The organism is Corynebacterium sp. HMSC29G08, from assembly GCF_001806875.1.
GTDB lineage: Bacteria > Actinomycetota > Actinomycetes > Mycobacteriales > Mycobacteriaceae > Corynebacterium.
In genome coordinates, this window is the sequence record NZ_KV786248.1 from 17,818 (window position 1) to 35,023 (window position 17,206).

General features: G+C 64.0%; 15 protein-coding genes and 2 pseudogenes. 7 read left to right on the top strand and 10 right to left on the bottom strand.

Annotation, left to right across the window (positions count from 1 at the left end; genetic code table 11):
- Positions 1-2: 2 nt before the first annotated feature.
- Together HMPREF3101_RS06385 and HMPREF3101_RS06390 are read right to left on the bottom strand one after the other, a co-directional pair.
- Positions 3-812, bottom strand: a pseudogene (locus HMPREF3101_RS06385) (class I SAM-dependent methyltransferase).
- Positions 813-830: 18 nt separating this feature from the next.
- Entirely contained in the window at positions 831-1,322 is a 492-nt protein-coding gene (locus HMPREF3101_RS06390) for a DUF2505 domain-containing protein (protein ID WP_070463737.1), read from the bottom strand.
- On the opposite strand from HMPREF3101_RS06390, the gene HMPREF3101_RS06395 reads away from it, so the two are divergent.
- Positions 1,284-2,345, top strand: a complete 1,062-nt coding sequence (locus tag HMPREF3101_RS06395) for a UDP-N-acetylmuramate dehydrogenase (RefSeq protein WP_371327071.1) — start codon at positions 1,284-1,286, stop codon at positions 2,343-2,345. The two genes, HMPREF3101_RS06390 and HMPREF3101_RS06395, sit on opposite strands and share 39 nt — an antisense overlap.
- A gap of 15 nt (positions 2,346-2,360) precedes the next feature.
- Here the strand turns inward: HMPREF3101_RS06395 and HMPREF3101_RS06400 are convergent, their stop codons facing one another.
- Both HMPREF3101_RS06400 and HMPREF3101_RS06405 read right to left on the bottom strand, forming a co-directional pair.
- The gene (locus tag HMPREF3101_RS06400) at positions 2,361-4,058 is read right to left on the bottom strand and encodes a long-chain-fatty-acid--CoA ligase (RefSeq protein WP_070463739.1); all 1,698 of its coding nucleotides are present in this window, start codon (positions 4,056-4,058) and stop codon (positions 2,361-2,363) included.
- Between the two features lie 25 nt (positions 4,059-4,083).
- Positions 4,084-5,796 (bottom strand): long-chain-fatty-acid--CoA ligase, encoded by a 1,713-nt coding sequence (locus tag HMPREF3101_RS06405; protein WP_070463740.1) that lies wholly within the window; start codon positions 5,794-5,796, stop codon positions 4,084-4,086.
- Positions 5,797-6,250: 454 nt separating this feature from the next.
- On the opposite strand from HMPREF3101_RS06405, the gene HMPREF3101_RS06410 reads away from it, so the two are divergent.
- On the top strand, positions 6,251-7,456 hold the full coding sequence (locus HMPREF3101_RS06410; protein WP_246816676.1) for a MinD/ParA family ATP-binding protein: 1,206 nt from the start codon (positions 6,251-6,253) through the stop codon (positions 7,454-7,456).
- Positions 7,457-7,632: 176 nt separating this feature from the next.
- Here HMPREF3101_RS06410 and HMPREF3101_RS06415 read toward each other — a convergent pair whose 3' ends face one another.
- Positions 7,633-7,896 (bottom strand): MerR family transcriptional regulator, encoded by a 264-nt coding sequence (locus HMPREF3101_RS06415; protein WP_141737382.1) that lies wholly within the window; start codon positions 7,894-7,896, stop codon positions 7,633-7,635.
- Positions 7,897-7,939: 43 nt separating this feature from the next.
- Between HMPREF3101_RS06415 and HMPREF3101_RS06420 the strand changes: the two are divergent.
- The 3 genes and pseudogenes from HMPREF3101_RS06420 to HMPREF3101_RS06430 all read left to right on the top strand — a co-directional run.
- Positions 7,940-8,143, top strand: a pseudogene (locus tag HMPREF3101_RS06420) (TetR/AcrR family transcriptional regulator); the annotation flags it as partial.
- Positions 8,144-8,166: 23 nt separating this feature from the next.
- Positions 8,167-9,381 (top strand): copper oxidase, encoded by a 1,215-nt coding sequence (locus tag HMPREF3101_RS06425; RefSeq protein ID WP_141737383.1) that lies wholly within the window; start codon positions 8,167-8,169, stop codon positions 9,379-9,381.
- 49 nt (positions 9,382-9,430) lie between these two features.
- Complete coding sequence (locus HMPREF3101_RS06430) at positions 9,431-10,555, top strand: HNH endonuclease signature motif containing protein (RefSeq protein ID WP_141737384.1); 1,125 nt, start codon at positions 9,431-9,433, stop codon at positions 10,553-10,555.
- Here the strand turns inward: HMPREF3101_RS06430 and HMPREF3101_RS06435 are convergent.
- Genes HMPREF3101_RS06435 through HMPREF3101_RS06445 form a run of 3 tightly spaced genes read right to left on the bottom strand, consistent with a single transcriptional unit; the run spans position 10,491 to position 12,788 of the window.
- Complete coding sequence (locus HMPREF3101_RS06435) at positions 10,491-11,660, bottom strand: multicopper oxidase domain-containing protein (RefSeq protein ID WP_070463745.1); 1,170 nt, start codon at positions 11,658-11,660, stop codon at positions 10,491-10,493. The genes HMPREF3101_RS06430 and HMPREF3101_RS06435 overlap by 65 nt on opposite strands.
- Entirely contained in the window at positions 11,657-12,055 is a 399-nt protein-coding gene (locus tag HMPREF3101_RS11890; RefSeq protein WP_141737385.1) for a hypothetical protein, read from the bottom strand. The genes HMPREF3101_RS06435 and HMPREF3101_RS11890 overlap by 4 nt, the downstream gene beginning before the upstream one ends.
- The gene (locus HMPREF3101_RS06445; protein ID WP_168160168.1) at positions 11,997-12,788 is read right to left on the bottom strand and encodes a hypothetical protein; all 792 of its coding nucleotides are present in this window, start codon (positions 12,786-12,788) and stop codon (positions 11,997-11,999) included. The genes HMPREF3101_RS11890 and HMPREF3101_RS06445 overlap by 59 nt, the downstream gene beginning before the upstream one ends.
- Positions 12,789-12,805: 17 nt before the next feature.
- On the opposite strand from HMPREF3101_RS06445, the gene HMPREF3101_RS06450 reads away from it, so the two are divergent.
- The gene (locus tag HMPREF3101_RS06450) at positions 12,806-13,483 is read left to right on the top strand and encodes a helix-turn-helix transcriptional regulator (RefSeq protein WP_070463748.1); all 678 of its coding nucleotides are present in this window, start codon (positions 12,806-12,808) and stop codon (positions 13,481-13,483) included.
- Here HMPREF3101_RS06450 and HMPREF3101_RS06455 read toward each other — a convergent pair.
- The gene (locus tag HMPREF3101_RS06455; protein ID WP_070463749.1) at positions 13,480-14,640 is read right to left on the bottom strand and encodes a globin domain-containing protein; all 1,161 of its coding nucleotides are present in this window, start codon (positions 14,638-14,640) and stop codon (positions 13,480-13,482) included. The genes HMPREF3101_RS06450 and HMPREF3101_RS06455 overlap by 4 nt on opposite strands.
- A 120-nt stretch (positions 14,641-14,760) precedes the next feature.
- Here HMPREF3101_RS06455 and mshA point away from each other — a divergent pair, with 120 nt between their 5' ends.
- Positions 14,761-16,023 (top strand): D-inositol-3-phosphate glycosyltransferase, encoded by a 1,263-nt coding sequence (gene mshA, locus HMPREF3101_RS06460; RefSeq protein WP_070463750.1) that lies wholly within the window; start codon positions 14,761-14,763, stop codon positions 16,021-16,023.
- 11 nt (positions 16,024-16,034) lie between these two features.
- On the opposite strand, the gene HMPREF3101_RS06465 is transcribed toward mshA, so the two are convergent.
- Positions 16,035-17,189: a chymotrypsin family serine protease gene (locus HMPREF3101_RS06465; protein ID WP_070463751.1), complete on the bottom strand. Its 1,155-nt coding sequence runs from the start codon at positions 17,187-17,189 to the stop codon at positions 16,035-16,037.
- Positions 17,190-17,206 lie beyond the last annotated feature (17 nt).

Sequence of the window (17,206 nt, forward strand, 5' to 3'; positions counted from 1 at the left end):
GGCTAGTCTACGGGTGCGACTGCTGGCCAGGCGACGGTGAGGGTGTTGTCGCGCAGGCGGCGCCGGAAAGGAGCCAGCGGCCAGCCGCGCGCAACGAGCTCCTGGTCAGCTTCGCGCCAGCGCACGCGGGGGCCGTGTGGGGCCCAGCCGGCGGCGTTGGCGTAGGCGGCGTCGGCGTCTTGCAGCAGCTGCCAGATCTTTTCGCCCTCAACGTTGCGGTGGATTAGCGCTTTGGGGAGGCGCTCGGCGATGTCGCTCGGCACTTCAACGTCGAAGGGGTCCCAGGCAAGGGTGAGACTGACGGGGCCATCAGCCTCAAGAAGCACCCAGGCGGCGCGGCGCCCCAGCTCGTCGCACGTGCCCTCAATGAACAGGCCGCCGGGCGCCAAACGCGAGCACACGGCCGACCAGACCGAGGCCACTTCGGCTACGTCGTACTGGCGCAGCACGTTAAACGCCCGCACCAGGTGGGGTTGGTAGCCGGCGAGTTCGAAGCCGCCGAGCTCGAAGCGCACGCCGTTACGGGGCGGAAGCACCCGCTCCGGGTCGATCTCCAAGCCGACAACCTCCACCCGCGGGTTGAGCTAGCGCAGCCAACCAGCCCACTCCACGGTGGTGGTGTGGGAGGCGCCGTAGCCAACGTCTAGCGCAAGTGGAGTGGCCACAGAACGCAACAACGCCCCGACGCGCGGGTTATATCTGGTCCAGCGGTCGGAGCGTCGAAGACGATTCACGCCGGTAGTTCCGCGCGTGATCACGCCATATGGTTTTCCTGCGGCCGAGGTGGAGCGCAGGTTGTGATAGTGGGGCACAGGGATAACCCCGAGGTATTAGAGGTTTTCGGTGATCCACGCCTCGGTGAGCTTGGCCTCATTGGCCACGATCTCCTCGAGCGCTTCCGCCACCTTCGGCTCCAGTGCGGCACCCATGAACGGGATGTCTACCTTAACCTCATTGTCGTAGGCCAGGGTGGTGGTTTCGCCTGCGCCGGAGACAGCGATTTCGCCAGAGAAGTCAACGGGGGTGCCCTTGACATCCCCAGTAAAGGTGTGGGTTGCGGTCTCGCCGTCGAGCGCGCCGATGTTTACTACGCGCTTGAGCTTCAGGTCCTGCGAGATCATCGCCTGCGCTGCGGCCGGCATGATGGATTTCGGCAGCACCTCAAACAGGACGACGGAGTCACCGGTGAACTCGTTGACGGAGCCCGGTTCCGGGGAGAGCTTTGCAGCAATGTACTCCCAGTACTCCTTGGACGCGTAGGCCTGAGCTACTTTTTGCACAGGGTGGTTGATGGTAACGGAGGTTTCGCTACGTACAGTCATGCCCAACAGACTACCGTGGCTTACGTGCAAGACGTATCTTTCGCCGATTTGACCACCCTGCGTGTTGGCGGTGTGCCCGCGGCGGTCCGTGAATGTGGCACCGCCTGTGAGATCATCGAGGCAGTGTCCCAGCTTGATGCTGAAGGTAGCCCCCTGTTGGTTGTTGGCGGCGGCTCCAACTTGCTGGTTGCGGACGGACCGTTGGATCTCACCGCTGTGCTGGTGCGCAATGAGGGCATTTTGCTTGACGACGCCACGTTGACCATCCAAGCCGGCACCCCCTGGGACCGCGTCGTGGAGTTTGCCGTGAATAACGGCCTTGGCGGCATTGAGGCCTTGTCTGGCATCCCGGGTTCTGCAGGTGCTACGCCAGTACAAAATGTTGGCGCTTACGGCGCTGAGATTGCGGACGTGCTCACGCGCGTGCGCTTGTACGACAGGGAGTCGGGGCGAGACGAGTGGGTGCCTGCCTCAGCCCTGGATCTGGCGTACCGCTACTCCAACCTGAAGTTCACCTCGCGCGCCGTGGTGTTGGAAATTGAACTCCAGCTTGAGCACGCGGAGCTGTCAGCGCCGCTGCGTCATCTGGGTGGGCAGCGTGTGCCGCTGGCGCAGGCTCGTGAGTCTGTACTGCAGACGCGCCGGGCGAAGGGCATGGTGCTCGACGCCGAAGACCACGACACGTGGTCCGCTGGGTCCTTCTTCACCAACCCAGTTGTGCCCGTAGAGGTTGCGGATGCGGTGTTTGCCCAGGTTGGGGAGGATACGATGCCGCGCTACGCCGCTGGCGAGGGCCAGGTGAAGCTGTCCGCGGCGTGGCTGATTGAGCGCGCCGGGTTCCCCCGCGGCTACCCGAGTGAGGATGCGCCTGCGCGCTTGTCCACCAAGCACACGCTGGCGCTGACCAACCGTGGTGGCGCGCGTGCCGTGGACATTGTGGCGCTGGCGCAAGATGTCCAGGCTGGGGTGCGCGAGCGCTTCGGTGTGGAGCTGCACCCCGAGCCGGTGTGGGTTGGCCTTTAAGTTCTGGCTGGTGCGCTACGCGCCAGCCAGGCGCTCTAGCAGCGCGGTGCGAACTTCGCGGCGGCGCACCTTACCCATCTGGTCCCGGTTGAGATCTTCGAAGTGGTAGAAGGTGCGCGGCACCTTGTAGCGGGTGAGGTTTTCGCGGGCGAAGTCTTTCAGCCCGTCGGGGTCGAGGGCGGCGCCGTCTTCAAGCACGATGCACGCAACAACATCTTCGGAGCCATCGGTGCGCGGGCGGCCAACTACGGCAACATCCTTGATGTCCGGGTGGCGAAGCATGACTTCCTCCACCTCAGCCGGGTACACGTTGAAGCCGCCGGTGATAATCAGCTCCTTGATGCGCGAGACCAGGCGCACGAAGCCGTCTTCCTCCATCACGCCCATGTCGCCGGTGCGGAACCAGCCGTTGTGGAACGCGTCGTCCGTGTCCTGTGGGTTGTTTAAGTAGCCGGTGAAGACCTGCGGGCCTTTGGCCAGGATCTCGCCGGCTTCGCCGGTTGGCATGTCCTCGTCCAGGTTCTTCGGGTTGGCAATACGGATTTCCGTATCGGGGAAGGGGATACCGATATATCCCGCCCGCCTGTCGGCGGAGCGCGGGTTACCAATCAGGATCGGGCCGGTTTCGGTCAGGCCGTAGCCTTCCACCAGGTGGCCGCCGGTGAGTGCTTCCCAGTCTTCAATCACATCTGCCGGCAGTGACGACGCCCCCGAGAAGCCCACCTGCACCTCAGACAGGTCCACGTCCTGTTCCTTGGCGGTGTCCACAATGCGCTCAAACACAGTGGGCACGCCCGGCACGAACGTAGGCGGGGTCTTCTTCAGCGTGTCCATGATCAGGTTCATCTTCGGAGCCGGCAACAGCACAAGCTCAGAGCCGATCAGCATCATCAGCGTCAGAGAGAACGTCAGGCCGTAGGCGTGGAAAAACGGCAGGGTGGCTAGCATGCGCTGCCCAGGTTCCTGCAGTTCCTTGACCCATGCGCGGCCCTGGATCGGGTTGGCCATCAGGTTGCGGTGCGTGAGCATTGCGCCCTTCGGCGCGCCAGTGGTGCCCGAGGTGTACAGGATCAGTGCTGGGGAATCCGGGGTTACCTCGTCGGGGGTGACAATGCCCTCGCCGTCCCCACCAATCGCAGAGCTGGTCAAAACCTCCCAAGGCACGGTGTTTGAGCACGGTCCGGTGAGTGCCTCGCGTGCTTCACGGATCTTGCCAAACGGGATCTTCAAAATCAGCTGCTGCAGGTGCGGCATCGCCTTGGTCATGTCCACCGAAATGACCGTCTCCAACGGGGTGTCTGCGCGCAGTTTCTCCAGCGTGTCTGCGGCTTTATCCCACACAATCGCAATGCGGGCGCCGTGGTCCCTAAACTGCGGGCGCAGCTCATTGGCGGTATACAGCGGGTTGTGCTCCACAACCACGCCGCCTAGCTTCTGCACCGCGTAGAAGGCGGCGACGTGCTGCGGGCAGTTCGGCAGCATGATGGCCACGCGGTCGCCTGGACGTACGCCAAAGGCCTTCAGGCCGGCTGCGGCGCGGCGCACCTCACGGTCAAGCTCAGCGTAGGTTTGACCGCGGCCGAAGAACCGGGTTGCGGGTTTCTCCGCGTTCTTTTCCAGGTTCTCGTCATACAGACGAGCCAGCGTGATGTCGCTGTATTCAAGGGTGTGATCGGTCCACTCGGGGTAATACTGCAGCCACGGCTTTTCCATGTGCACTAGCGTACCCCGAGACAACCTACGCCCCCGTAACTTCGTGCCCTGCCTCTAGCGTGTCGACGAGCATATCCCTCACCTCACGCCTCCGAATCTTGCCTGTCTGATCGCGTTTTAGCTCTTCAAAGTGGTAAAACGTCTTCGGTACCTTGTAGCGGGTGAGGCGTTCGCGGGCATACTTCTGGAGGCCGTCGGGGTCGAGGGCGGCGCCGTCGACAAGCGTGATGCACGCAACGACATCCTCCGAACCGTCGTGCCGCGGACGACCCACAACCGCAATGTCCTCGATGTCCGGGTGCTCGCGCATGACCCCCTCAACCTCATCCGGGTACACGTTAAAACCGCCGGTGATAACCATTTCCTTGATGCGCGCAACCAGCCTGATCCAGCCATCCGGCTCCATAATCGCCATGTCGCCAGTGCGGAACCAGCCGTCATGAAACGCGCGCTCATTCGCCTCCGGATTGTTCAGGTAGCCGCCGAACACCTGCGGTCCGCGAGCCAGAAGCTCACCCGGCTCACCGTCCGGCACCGTGCGGCTGGGATCATCCGGATCCGCGATACGGATCTCCGTGTTGGGGAAGGGCAGGCCAATATATCCCGGACGACGCGTGCCATCCAGCGGATTGCCCACCAAAATCGGTGACGTCTCCGTCAGACCGTAGCCCTCAATGAGGCGGCCGCCGGTGGCGTTTTCCCAACGCTCAATCGTGGGTGCTGGCAGCGTTGACGCGCCAGAGATAGAGGTGTGGACCGAAGAAAGGTCAACCTTGCTTTCCACCGCCCAATCAATGATCTTCTCGTACAACGTGGGCACGCCAGGCAGTACCGTCGGCTTCGTCTTTGTAATCGCAGGCTGGTAGAGCTGCGGCTGCGGCGCTGGCACCAGTATCATCTGCGCACCAATGGTCAGCGGAAGGCCATAATTCAGTGCCAATCCGTAGATGTGGAACAGTGGCAACACGCCCAGGACCTTCTCCTTGACCGCGCCCCAGTCCTCCAGCCACTCTATGCCGGCTCGCAGAACCGACACAATGTTGCGGTGCGTCAGCGGCGCACCTTTCGGCTTGCCCGATGTGCCAGAGGTGTAGAGGATTACCGCCGTATCTTCCGGGCTGATCTGCGGGAAGTGCACCTTGTGGGAACCCAGGTGCATGAACTCACGCCACGGCATCGTGCCCGGTGCGGCCTTGGTTAGCTGTGCGCGCTTCTTTGACACCGATGGCAGCGGCAACCGCAGTGCCGCGCGTAGATGCAGCGGCATCTCCTCGGTCATGTTCACCGAAATGACCTGCTCCAGCGGGGTCTTCCCAATCAGCTCCGTGAACACGCCTGCACGCACGTCAAACACCACAGCAAGCTTCGCGCCGTGGTCATTGAACTGATGCTCCAGCTCGTAGGCGGTATACAACGGGTTGTGCTCCACAACCACAGCGCCAAGACGCAGGATCGCCGTGATCACCACAATGTGCTGCGGGCAGTTCGGCAGCGCCACAGCGACGCGGTCCCCAGGGCCCACCCCCAACGTTGTCAATGCCGCGGCAGCTTTGCCAACCTGCTCATTGAGCTGCGCGTAGGTCAACTCCTTGCCCATGAACCACGTTGCGGCGGCCTTCGGCTGAGTTGCTACGACCTGGTTGAACCAGCTGACCAGCGTGTCATTGCCAATCGGCGGATTTGGGTTGGTCCAGCTGGCGTATTGCTTGATCCAGGCCTTCTCTTCGCTTGCTCCCACGTGGGCTCCTTTGGGTATTGGTTCTCGTCGATGGTTTCCTTGGCAAAATAATGTAGCGGAGTATAACTTACGATGCCGTAGGTTTTGGGGTTTTGGGGTGGTTTTGAGGTGGTTTTGAGGTGGTTTTGGTGCGGTGTAGTGGAAGTGTCTGACAAATGTGACATGAAGCCCTTAGTGCCAGGCTGCTACCTGCGACAATGCAAACAGCCTTGGCACATTTGTCAGGAGCACGAACGTCATCTGGAGAATGAGTAGCCCTCTGAATTATTCTGCTCAATCAGGCTGCGCTGCTGGAAAACTTAGCTAGACTTCAGGCGAAGGGGGGATCGCGACGGGGATCGCGGTGCTATCCGGGGGAATACAGTCTCTGCTGCCAGCGGTGTTGTTCTCCGGTAGCGGCCTCCCACCGAACTAAACGGCCCAACACTCATGGGCATAACCGCAGGAGGCGACCATGGACGAACGCACAGTTGACCACACCGTTGACCGCACAGTGACGCAGCCGGAGCTGGAGGAATTTTTCGCCCGGCTGGCAGACCCGACACCGTACCCAGGCGATGACGAGCCCTGGGACAACACCTCACAAGCCAGCACCCCACAAGCCAGCACCCCACCAACCAACACCCAGTCAACCAGCTACCAGCCAGAACCCGCCTACTACGCCGAACCAGCCCAACCAGCCCAAAGCCAACACCAATCAGCCCAACCCCAACCGAGCCGCCACAGCAAACCAGGCGCGCTGGACACCCGCAACCTGCTCAACCCGGTGAAGCTGCCGCCGAAGAAGGGGTGGCGCAAGCTGGTGTATTCGGCAACTGGAGGCAAGGTGAATCCGGGGAATTCGAAACAGCAGATGGATGAGGATCGTCTGTTGGCGGCGGTGCGCGCGCCGCTTCGGGACGATTACCGGATTGCGGTGATGAGTCTGAAAGGTGGCGTGGGCAAAACCACGACCACGGTGGCGCTGGGCGGGGTGTTTGCCAGGGAACGCGGAGACAGAGTGATCGCCATTGACGCTAACCCGGACCTGGGCACGCTGGCGCAGCGGGCGGCAGCACCTTCCCCGGCAACGATCCGTGATCTGCTCAACGCTGAGGACACGGCAAGGTATCCGCAAGTCAAGGCGTTTACGGCGCAGGCGAATTCGCGGCTTGAGGTGATCGGCTCGGAGCGTGACCCGGCGGTCAGTGAGGCGTTTTCGGAGAGCGATTATCGCAACGCGATTGATATTTTGCAGCATCACTACAACGTGATCCTCACGGACTGCGGCACGGGGTTGATGCATTCCGCTATGGCGGGTGTGCTGGATCTAGCAAACACGTTGGTGCTGGTTACCTCGCCGGCGTTGGATGGCGCGCAGTCGGCGGCGGCCACGTTGGATTGGTTGACCATGCACGGGTATGACCAGCTCGCGGCCAATGCTGTGGTTGTGGTGTCTCATGCGGCGCCGGGCAAACCGACGATCGACATGACCAAGGTCACCGAGCACTTCGCCTCGCGCACGCGGGCGGTCCACACGATTCCGTACGACAGGCACCTGGCGGAGGGGGCGGTCGTCGACTTGGAGCGCATGGCACCGGCGACGCTCAAAGCCTACCAACACCTTGCGGCAACGGTGGCGGCGGACTTTGGTGCCTGGCACCGGTATGCACTGCACTGAAGGTTGTCTCGGTCTACCTCTTGTGGAGCATCTATGAGGGGTGAAGGCCCTCAGGCTGAGACGGCGTTCGAGGAGGCGTGGTCCATAGCGTCGAGGTGGCGGATCAAGGCATCTCGGTTCTGTTCAAGGATTGAGATGCGCTCTGTCATTCTGTTGCGCTGCTCTACCAGCAATGTTCACAGTTCGGGATCGGCATCGGGGATTACAGGGCTTGTGGTGTCGTTGAGGCATGGGAGCATCCCGCTGATGATCCGCAGCGGGATCCCGGTATCGAGTAGTCCGCGGATCTTCAGCACTCGTTCAATGAGGTAGTCGTCGCTGCAATCCCGGCCTCCGTCCTCTGCAACGCGAACCTGCACCGCATCGGCTTCCTCCCGCTCATCGCCGGCGGCTTCCTCGGTGCAACTGTCGGCACTGCGCTGCTGATCGTCGGGCTGCACGAGTACACGGCGGCCCTGTGGGAGAACAAGGTGCGCGCACTCTCGCACGCACCTCGACTACATGCGCCCTTGGTTCGAGATGGATGACCGGTGGCTGCCGCGTGCCGACGACACGGCAACCGACCCGGACCTGCTCGCGGCGTCGGTGTTGGCCTCGGGGCTGTGGGTGCACGACCACATTTATGCGCGGGCGTTGGCGGAGGGGAACAGGGCGGTGGTCGTCGAGAAGCTGCTTGAGCTTCTTTAATAAACACGGGCTAGATTGGGAGTATGGCGAAGGATTGGAGCCCACATAGCTGGCACAGGCGCATCTCGCGGCCGGTGACCGTCTGGATGCTCGTGTTCATTGTGATCGGGCTGACACACGTCCTGTTCACCGAGCCCGGATGGCTGCTCATCCACATCTTCACACTCGGGATTCTGACCAACTCAATCGTGGTCTGGTCGCAAAACCTCACCGAGCGCTTCCTTCAGCAGCGGCTTCCCGACGGCGCCCGGCCCGCGCAGCTGCGCCGCACCTGGGCGCTCAACGTGGGCGTGGTGCTCGTGCTTGTCGGCCAGGTGCTCGTGACCTACTGGCTGACCTGGATCGGTGCGGCACTCGTCGCGGGCGTGCTCGGCTGGCACGCGTGGCTTTTGTATGCGCAGGTGCGGCGCGCCGGGGAAGACAAGCGGCACCGGGCCGTCGCGCTTGGCTACGTCGCCAGCGCGGCCTGCCTGCCCGTCGGCGTCGTGTTCGGCGCAGCCCTGTCCTACGGGCTGCCCGGCGACTGGCAGGAGCGCGTGCGGATGGCGCACCTGTTTGTCAACGTCGGCGGCTTCGTCGGCTTCGCCGCACTCGCGTCACTGACCGTGCTGTTCCCGGCGATGTGGCGCATCAACGGGATGCACGACCGCGCGGGCACGTCGATCCCGCTTGCGGTCGCCGGCGTGATCGTGGCGAGCTGCGGCGCGCTTTTCAGCGTGGAGCTGCTCACCAGCGTCGGCGTGCTGGTGTACGTCGCCGCGTGGCTGTGGACCTTCCACGGCTTTCTGGTCAACGTCCTCGACGTGCTTCGCGATCCGCGTGACCGCGTCACCTACCCAGGCCTCAGTGCTTTTGCGTCGCTGACCTGGCTGATTGTCGCGATGCTCTGGTTTGCCGTGCGCCTGGCCATGCCGATCGACCTGCCGGACATCCCGACGCTCGCGCTTCTGCTCGGGTTCGCCGCCCAGCTGCTGATCGGCACCATGAGCTACCTGTTGCCGACGACGATGGGCGGCGGCCCCCGCGCCGTGCGCGCCGGGCTGGCCGAGCTCGCCCGCGCCTCGCTGTTTCGCGTGGTGCTTTTCAACGCCGCGCTCGTGGTCTGGATTGCCACCGAGAACTCGTGGCTGCGCGTGGCGATGAGCGCGTGCTGCTTCGGCGTCCTCGTCGCGTTTTTGCCGCTGATGGTGCGGGCGGTGCGCGCGCAGAAAACCGTACTGCTCGCCGCAAAAGCCTAAACACTATTAGACGCAAAAACTCACCCGCCGGTTCCATGATCCGGGCAAAGTGGGAGAATTCTCACAAACCTCCATTTGTGCTGGTCAATCGGCTAATGTGGCGGGCATGAACACACTCGCCTCACTTGCCCAGTTCGACCGGAGCGGCTTCGACTTTGTCGCCGCTGCGGCGGGCAAGTCTGCCCGCGAGGTGCAGGCCGAGGGCGTCCAGTACGACCGCGCGAAGCAGTTGGTCGCGGCGGCGCGGACGCTGTGTGTCACTACCTCGCACTCGCGCTACCAGCAGCGCGCGCACCAAGGGGCGCGCGAAAACGGTCACCGAATCGAGACGCTTGCCTACATTGCGCGCACGGCGAATGCGATCAAAGACGCGACGAAGCGCTGGCACTACATCGACACGCTGTGCAACACGGCCGGGGACTTACCGCTGATCCGCAAGCGGGCGGCGGTGCTGAAGGAGGAGCTGCAGCCGCCCGCGCCGCGCAGCGCGTGCGCTCGCGTCAAGCACCACGGCGATGGCTTAGCGACGCTACGCGTCACCGGCCCCGCACTCGACATCCAAGCCGCCTACGACGCGGCGAAAAACGACGTCATCACCTGGCTCGACCAGGAATGCCCGCGAGCCGACTACCTAGTCAAGCTCAGCGTGAACCTGGATTTGGGCGACTACGAGAAGATCCTCTCCGGCGAGGGCAAGGACGTGACGGTCCGCTTCGCCAACGGGGTCGTCTTGCTGGGCGAGGAGTTCGTGCGCATGAAGTTCTCACAGTTCGGCCACATCATCCTCATCGGCGCGATGGACGGCCCCGTCAATGCCTACGACATGCGCCTGGCCACGGAGAAGCACCGCATGATGATGCTCACGGATTCCGCCACCTGCACGTGGAAGGATTGCGACGTGCCGGCTTCGCGCTGCGACGCCCACCATATGACTGAGCACCGTCACGGCGGCGAAACGGTGGTGAGCAACCTCGGCTGGCTGTGCCGATACCACAACTACCAGGCGGGGCGTGCTACCCGCGGGCACACCGAGCGCCGCGACGGGCAGATCGTCTACGTCTCACCCACGGGCCAGGTCACGCCTACCGGCGCCGACCACGTGGCCCGGGCTAGTTCGCGCGAACCAGGAACTGGCCGCGCTGGCCCTGCTCCGCCGCCGTCATCTGGTGGTTGACAAAGGTGTAGGTGCCCGGCTCGTCGAAGGTGAGCTCGACAAACCCGCCCTGTGCGGCAAGGAGGTCGAGGGCTTGGGAGCCGGTGTCGTGGGCGTCGCGAAGCGAATAGGTGCCCTCTTTGTAGACGGTGTCGAAGATTTCGCCGACGACGTGGAAGCTCAACGCGGTGTCGGGGCCTGCGTTGAGCAGCCACACGCGGACAGTGTCGCCGACGCGCGCCTCGATGGGCCGCTCAACGTATTGCGCGGGGTGGTCGTTGAAGGCGGTCGCGGGCTCGTCGCCATAGATTTCGCGCGCGACGAGGAGGTATTCGCCGTCGACGGGCGAAAGTTCGGGCGGGTCGATGACGACGGCGCCGACCATGCCCATGCCAATGTGCTGGCTCATCGGCATCGTGCCGCAGTGGTACATCCAGATGCCGGAGCGCCGCGCGGTGAATTCGTAGGTGAGGTGCTCGCCCGGCTGAATGTCGCGCATGGGTTCGTCGGGGCTGATTTCGCCGGCGTGGAAGTCGATGGAGTGGGTCATGTGGCCGCGGTTTTCGATGGTGATGCGGAAGCGGTCGCCGACCCGCCCGCGTAGCGTCGGCCCGGGCGCTTGGCCGTCGAAGGTCCAGGTCTCGCCGTCGTCTTCGATGGCCCAGGTGTGCTCGTGAAGCTCGCCGCTGGCGGGTGCAAGCGCCGCGTCGCGCCCCTCGCCGCTTGCCGACACCCCCGTGACCCCACTCGTGACCACATCAAAAGTCATTCCCATCGCCTTATGTCCGGCGATCGTGCACCAGCCCTGCGTGTCCTCGTCGAAGACGCCGAAGTCGTGGGTGACGGTCTCGCCGGGGTCGATGCGACCGGTGTGGCCGTCGCCAAGTTTGAGGTCGTGCTGCTGGGTATCGGAGTTGGTGATGGTGAGCACGACGTGGGTGCCGGGCGCGACGTTGATGGTGTCGGGGACGAACGACATGCCTTGGATATCGATGTCGAAGGTGGTGGCGTCCTCACTGATCGGGGCCTGCACGGTGTTGTTGGGGATAAACGCAAGCGTGAGCCCCACGACGAGGGTGACGACAAGGGCGATGAGCCCCCAGGCGAGAGATTCGGTTCGGTTCATGGGAAAGCGACCTTTCTTGCGTGCAGCACGAGCCCTGCAACCAGTATGGCAAGGCCGATGGGCGGGTTGACCAGCGCGACGACGGCACCGCCGTTGACCACGCCGACCTTGGCAAGCCCGCGATCGGGTGCGGTAGCGCGGCGAGTGAGGACGGGCAGGAGGTGACCAAGCGCGCCCGCGACGATTTGCGCGAGCCCGGCGGTGAGGGTGACAACGAGGAGGTGTGGCGGCAGGTGCACCGCGCCGAGGGCAAGCGCTGCGGCGTCGGCGAACATGGCGCCGAGCAGCCAGAGCGCGCCGGCGGCGACGCTGAGTGCGGGTGCTGAGAGCGCCCCGTCAAACAGCGTGTCGGCGAGGACGGGCTGCAGTGCGTACGTCCAGGCGAGCGCACACACCAGCAGTGCCCCCCGCAGCAAACGGCGTGCCGAGCAGCACTGCTGCGGTCGGGAGGGCGAGGCAGTGTGCGACCAGCGCGCGCGGAAGGCGGTTGCGGGCGGTGGTGGAGGCGCGCTTTCCAGTCAGGGTGGGGAGCAGAGTGAGGACGGTGCCGGCGATGGTCGTCCACGCGAAGCCCCAGACGGCGAGACGGGAGTGTGCGGCGATGTCTTGCATCACGACGGCGGCGGCCACGGCGAGGGCGAAGAACGCAGCGGCGGCGACGTAGCAGTACGCGGTGACAGCGAAGGGGCCGGGCAGGCCGCGGCGAAGTTTGCGGGCGATGGAGGCGCCGTGCCACAGCAGTGCGGAGGCGGCGGTGGTGGCGGCGAGGTTGGGGAAGGCGTCGAAAAGCAGCGCGACGAGCGCGAGATTGACCACGGCGAGGCGCACGTAGAGGGCGGCGGGGCGGGAGGCGGTGCGCGTCAGCGCGTCGGTGAAGTGGGTGGAGTAGGTGAGGATGGCGGTGGTGACGACGCCGAGTGTGAGTGGGTGGATGATGACCCAGCGTGGGGCGTCGAAAAGTATGCAGGCGAGCGAGACGCTGGCCCAGAACACGATGAGCCCGCCCGTCACCCGACTCATTATTTCCACGAAAATAATCGTACTAACTGTGCGTTGGGTGGACAAGGCGGCAGCTGAACTAGGAGTTTCGTGAATTGCCTTTCTATACTGGGAAAAGCAGTTGCCCAAGAAGGAGGGTGTGCAACATGGTCCGCCGACGAGCGCCACGCCCCGCGTTTCAACTCACCGCTGCCGCTGCCGAATTGAGCGCGAAGCAGCGGGAAGTCTTTCACGCCCTGCAGGCGTTTCCCGACGGGGCGCAAGTCACCGAGCTCTCCAAAAAGCTCGGCATGCACATCAACACCGTGCGCGGCCACCTGGATGAGTTGATCGCGCAGGAGCTGGTCTCGCGCAGGCAGGCGCACACGGTCGGCCGGGGGCGTCCCTCGCACATCTTCACCGCGCGGGTGCCGCGCGGCAGCGAGGTGGCGAGCGAGTATACCGAACTCGTCGACATGCTCACCGGGATGCTTGCCGACGGGGACCTGGAGGAAGCCCGCGAGATAGGACAGCAGTGGGCGGCGAAATCCGGGCACCGCGGCAACGCGCCGGCGGATCTGGACGAGGCAGCCGAGGAGCTCGTGCGCCTACTGCGGGCGATGGGCTTCGACCCGCTCCCGCGCGAGGACGCCGCAGCCGAGGGGGCCCGCGAAGTGAGCCTGCGCGCCTGCCCGTTCATCGGTCCGGACGGCGAACTGCCGGACCGGACGGTGTGCGCGCTGCACGCGGGCTACGTCGACGGGCGGGCGGGCGAGCTCAAGGTCGAGCTCAAGCCCTTTGACCGGCTCAACGAGTGCGGGGCGCGCATCACCGACCCGCGCTAGTTGATGAGCCAGTCGTTCGGGCTAAACAGCTCGAAGTAGACGTTGGCAGGCGCCTTGTCGGCGAGGTCCTCGCGGATGGCCTGCAGGAAGTTTGCGCCGCCGCAGAGGTAGACGTCGGCACCGGCGACATCTGCTTCGGCGATGGTGACGCGCTCGCCTTCGCTGCGGAAGCTCGCGCGCACCTCGGCGTTGGGGAGCTTGTCCGCCAGCGCACGGGTCTCTGCACGCTGCGCCCAGGAGTCCTCGGAATCGTCGGCGTGCAGGTAGAGCACCTTGCGGCCCGAGTTGGTGCGGGCCAGGTGGCCCAAGATGCCCACCATCGGGGTGGAGCCGATGCCGCTGGAGATCAGAACGACCGGGTTCTCGCCATCCTGGAGGACGAGGTCGCCGGCGGCGAGGGTGGCGTCGACGGTGTCGCCGACTTCGACGTGTTCGCGCAGGAAGGTGGAGACCTCGCCGTCGTTTTCTACGGCGATGCGGTAGGAGTGCGCGTCGCCTTCGATGATGGAGTATTGGCGGAGTTGGCGTGCGTCGTCGTCAAGCTTGACGCCCACGGAGGTGTACTGGCCGGGCCGTGGGGCGGTGAAATCGCCGGAAAGGGTGTAGGTGAACACCGTGTCGGTGAGCTGCTCCTTGGCGGTGACGGTCGCGTGGCGGAAGACGTCGCCGTCGGTGACGCCGTCGGAGGCGTAGAGCTTGGCCTCGTGCGTGATGAGCACGTCGGCCATGAGCCAGTAGACGGCGTCCCAGGCTTCCGCGACCTCAGGGGTGACCGCGTCGCCGAGGACTTCGGCGATCGCGGCCATGAGGTTGTCGTGCACGATCTGGTACTGGTCCTTGCGGATGCCCAGCGAGACGTGCTTGTGTGCGATGCGATCCAGCATCATGACTGGGTCCGGCGCCGACGGGTCGACCAGCTGGGTGGCGAAGGTCGCGACGGAGGCGGCCAGGGCCTTTTGCTGCGCGCCCTGCTTCTGGTTGCCGCGGTTGAACGTGTCGGCGATGAGTTCCGGGTGGGCGGCGAACATCTTGGAGTAGAATGTCTTGGTGATCGTCTCGATGTTCTCGCCCACCGGCGGAAGCGTTGCCTTGATGATTTCGGCGTGCTCATCGCTTAAGTAGTTGAGTTTCGGGTTGGGCTTTTCTGCGAGGTACATCGGTAGCCTTTCTCGTCGTGAAAAGAATAATGACGATTTTAACCGTAGATATTAATCTTCGAGGTTCTGGGCCAGACGCTTCTCATCCTTGCGTCGCTGCGCCGCGCTAGTCTGGCCCGCATGCGCGTTGCCATGATTTCCATGCACACTTCGCCGCTTGAGCAGCCCGGGATGGGCGATGCGGGTGGGCTCAACGTTTACGTCCACAACACCGCCATCCAACTTGCGCGGCGCGGAGTGGAAGTGGACGTGTTTACGCGCGCTACGCGCCCCAGCCAGGGCGAAATTGTGCAGGTGGAGGACGGCTATCGGGTAGTTAACATCGTTGCCGGACCGTACGAGGGCCTGGAGAAAGAGGACCTGCCGACGCAGCTTGCGGCGTTTTCGGGTGGCGTGGTGCAGTTCGCACGTGCCAACAGTCTGGACTATGACCTGATCCATTCGCACTACTGGCTCTCTGGCCAGGTGGGTTGGTTGCTGTCAGATCTGGCGGGCGTGCCGTTGGTGCATACGGGGCATACGTGGGCGGCGGTGAAGAACGCCGCGGGTGCTGATGCCGGCGAGTCTGAGGCACGCCGCATCTGTGAGCAGCAACTTGTGGACAATGCCGAGGCGTTAGTGGTCAACACCGAAGATGAGACGACGCAGCTCGCGCGGTTCTATGACGTGGACCCGGAAAAGATCGACGTGGTCAGCCCCGGCGCTGACACGCAGTTGTTCACCCCGGGCACGAATCGCAACACGGAGATGGCGCGCCGCCAGCTGGGCATTCCCCTGCACGCGAAGGTGGTGGCGTTTGTTGGCCGTTTGCAGGACTTCAAGGGTCCGCAGGTGCTGCTTCGCGCGATGGGTGAGGTAGCGCGGCGTGGGAAGGTGGATACGCCGCTGTGCGTGATTATTTGTGGTGGTGCGTCGGGGTCTGGCGCGAGTGTGGAGCGCTACCGCGACATTGCGCAGGAGGAGGGCATTGCGTGCATCACCAGGTTTTTGGGCCCGCGCCCGCCGCAGGAGCTGGTGAGTGTGTATCAGGCTGCCGATGTTATTGCGGTGCCCAGCTACAACGAGAGCTTTGGCCTGGTCGCGGTTGAGGCGCAGTCCACGGGCACCCCGGTGGTTGCCGCGCGCGTGGGTGGCCTGCCACTTGCGGTGGCGGATCATGAGACCGGTCTTTTGGTAGACGGCCACTGTTCGGCCGGCTGGGCGGATGCGTTGGAGCTTTTGCTTACAGACGACTCTTTACGCACCACCATGGGCCGCGCCGCCACCGGGCACGCCGCGAGATTCAGTTGGGCTGCCTCCGCGGAGCGTCTCATCGAGGTATACGAAGAGACGCTGTCTGGCTTCGAACCCGGCCAAACAACCCGCCAACCTGCGGGAATGTAGCAGCGGTGTTGCTAGAGGACGCCGAAGTTGTGGGCAATGGAAAGCCCCGCCCAGCGGGTGATTTCGTCGACGTGCTGGCCAGCGAGGTTGCCCACCTCAGCCGGGTTGAACTGGCCGCGCGCTGCGTCCTGGGCCACGCGGTTTGCCTCTGCCTGGGCGTTGGCAATGGCCTGGTTGAGCTTCTCGTTCGGGTTTGGCGGGACGTAGCCGCGGTTCAGCTCGTTGATCTGGTCTTCCAAGCCGCCGAACTCCTGGGTGGCGGGCAGGAAGTCGGCGTGGGGAGCGTCAGACGGGGCGAGGGTGAAGTGCTCGTTGACCTGGCCGTCCGGGATCCCAAATGCTTCCTCCACAATACGGTCGGCGGCCTGCGCTTTGCCTAAAGGACCCAGCACCATGGAGGTCACGCCGATGACGGAGCCGTCGCGCGGGTCATAGTTCACGCCGCCCGAGTCGCCCTGGACGTAGTTCAAGTTCCACGAGAACACACCGTCACGGTTGCGGAAGAGCTGCGTGCCGCAGGTGCGGCCCGTGGTAGAGCCGTCTTTGCAGATCGGCTGGCCAGCAACGTCGAAGGAGACCTCGCCTGGGCGCAGGGTGCGGTAGTCCTTCAGTGTGGTCAGCTCCACGGGAGCGCTCGGGCCCTCACCTGTGGAGGTTTTGGATTGGGAGACGTGGGTGGGGTTGACGTTAGCGTCGATAAGCACGAAGCCCCAATCAGCCGTGGTGTACGTGGCAACCGGATCGGCCAGGTTCATCGCTGCCGGCGGGACGTAATTCGCGCGGCCGCGCACACCGATCGGCTGGTAGCTGCCACCCACGTTGACCTGCACCTGGTCAGTCATATCCGGCAGGTTTGGCAACGGGGTAATGCAGTGCGACGCAGTCAACATCACCTTCTGCTCCGAACCATCCAAATGCCGGATCGTGCCGGACGGGCCCTGGGAGCACACGTAGGTGAAAAATGACGATGGAACTTTCACGTCATCGCCATACCCATTCTTCACCGTGGCCGGCGGATTCTTCGGCATGATGCGCATCGGCGCACCCGGCGCAGCCAGCGCAGGCTCAGCCGCAACGGCCGGGGAAGCAAAGGTGGAAGCAAAGGTGGAGACAAAAACAGTGGCCGCCGCGAGGCAAGCTGCGGCCCGAGAGGTTGAAAATCGCATACCTCACAGCCTAAAGC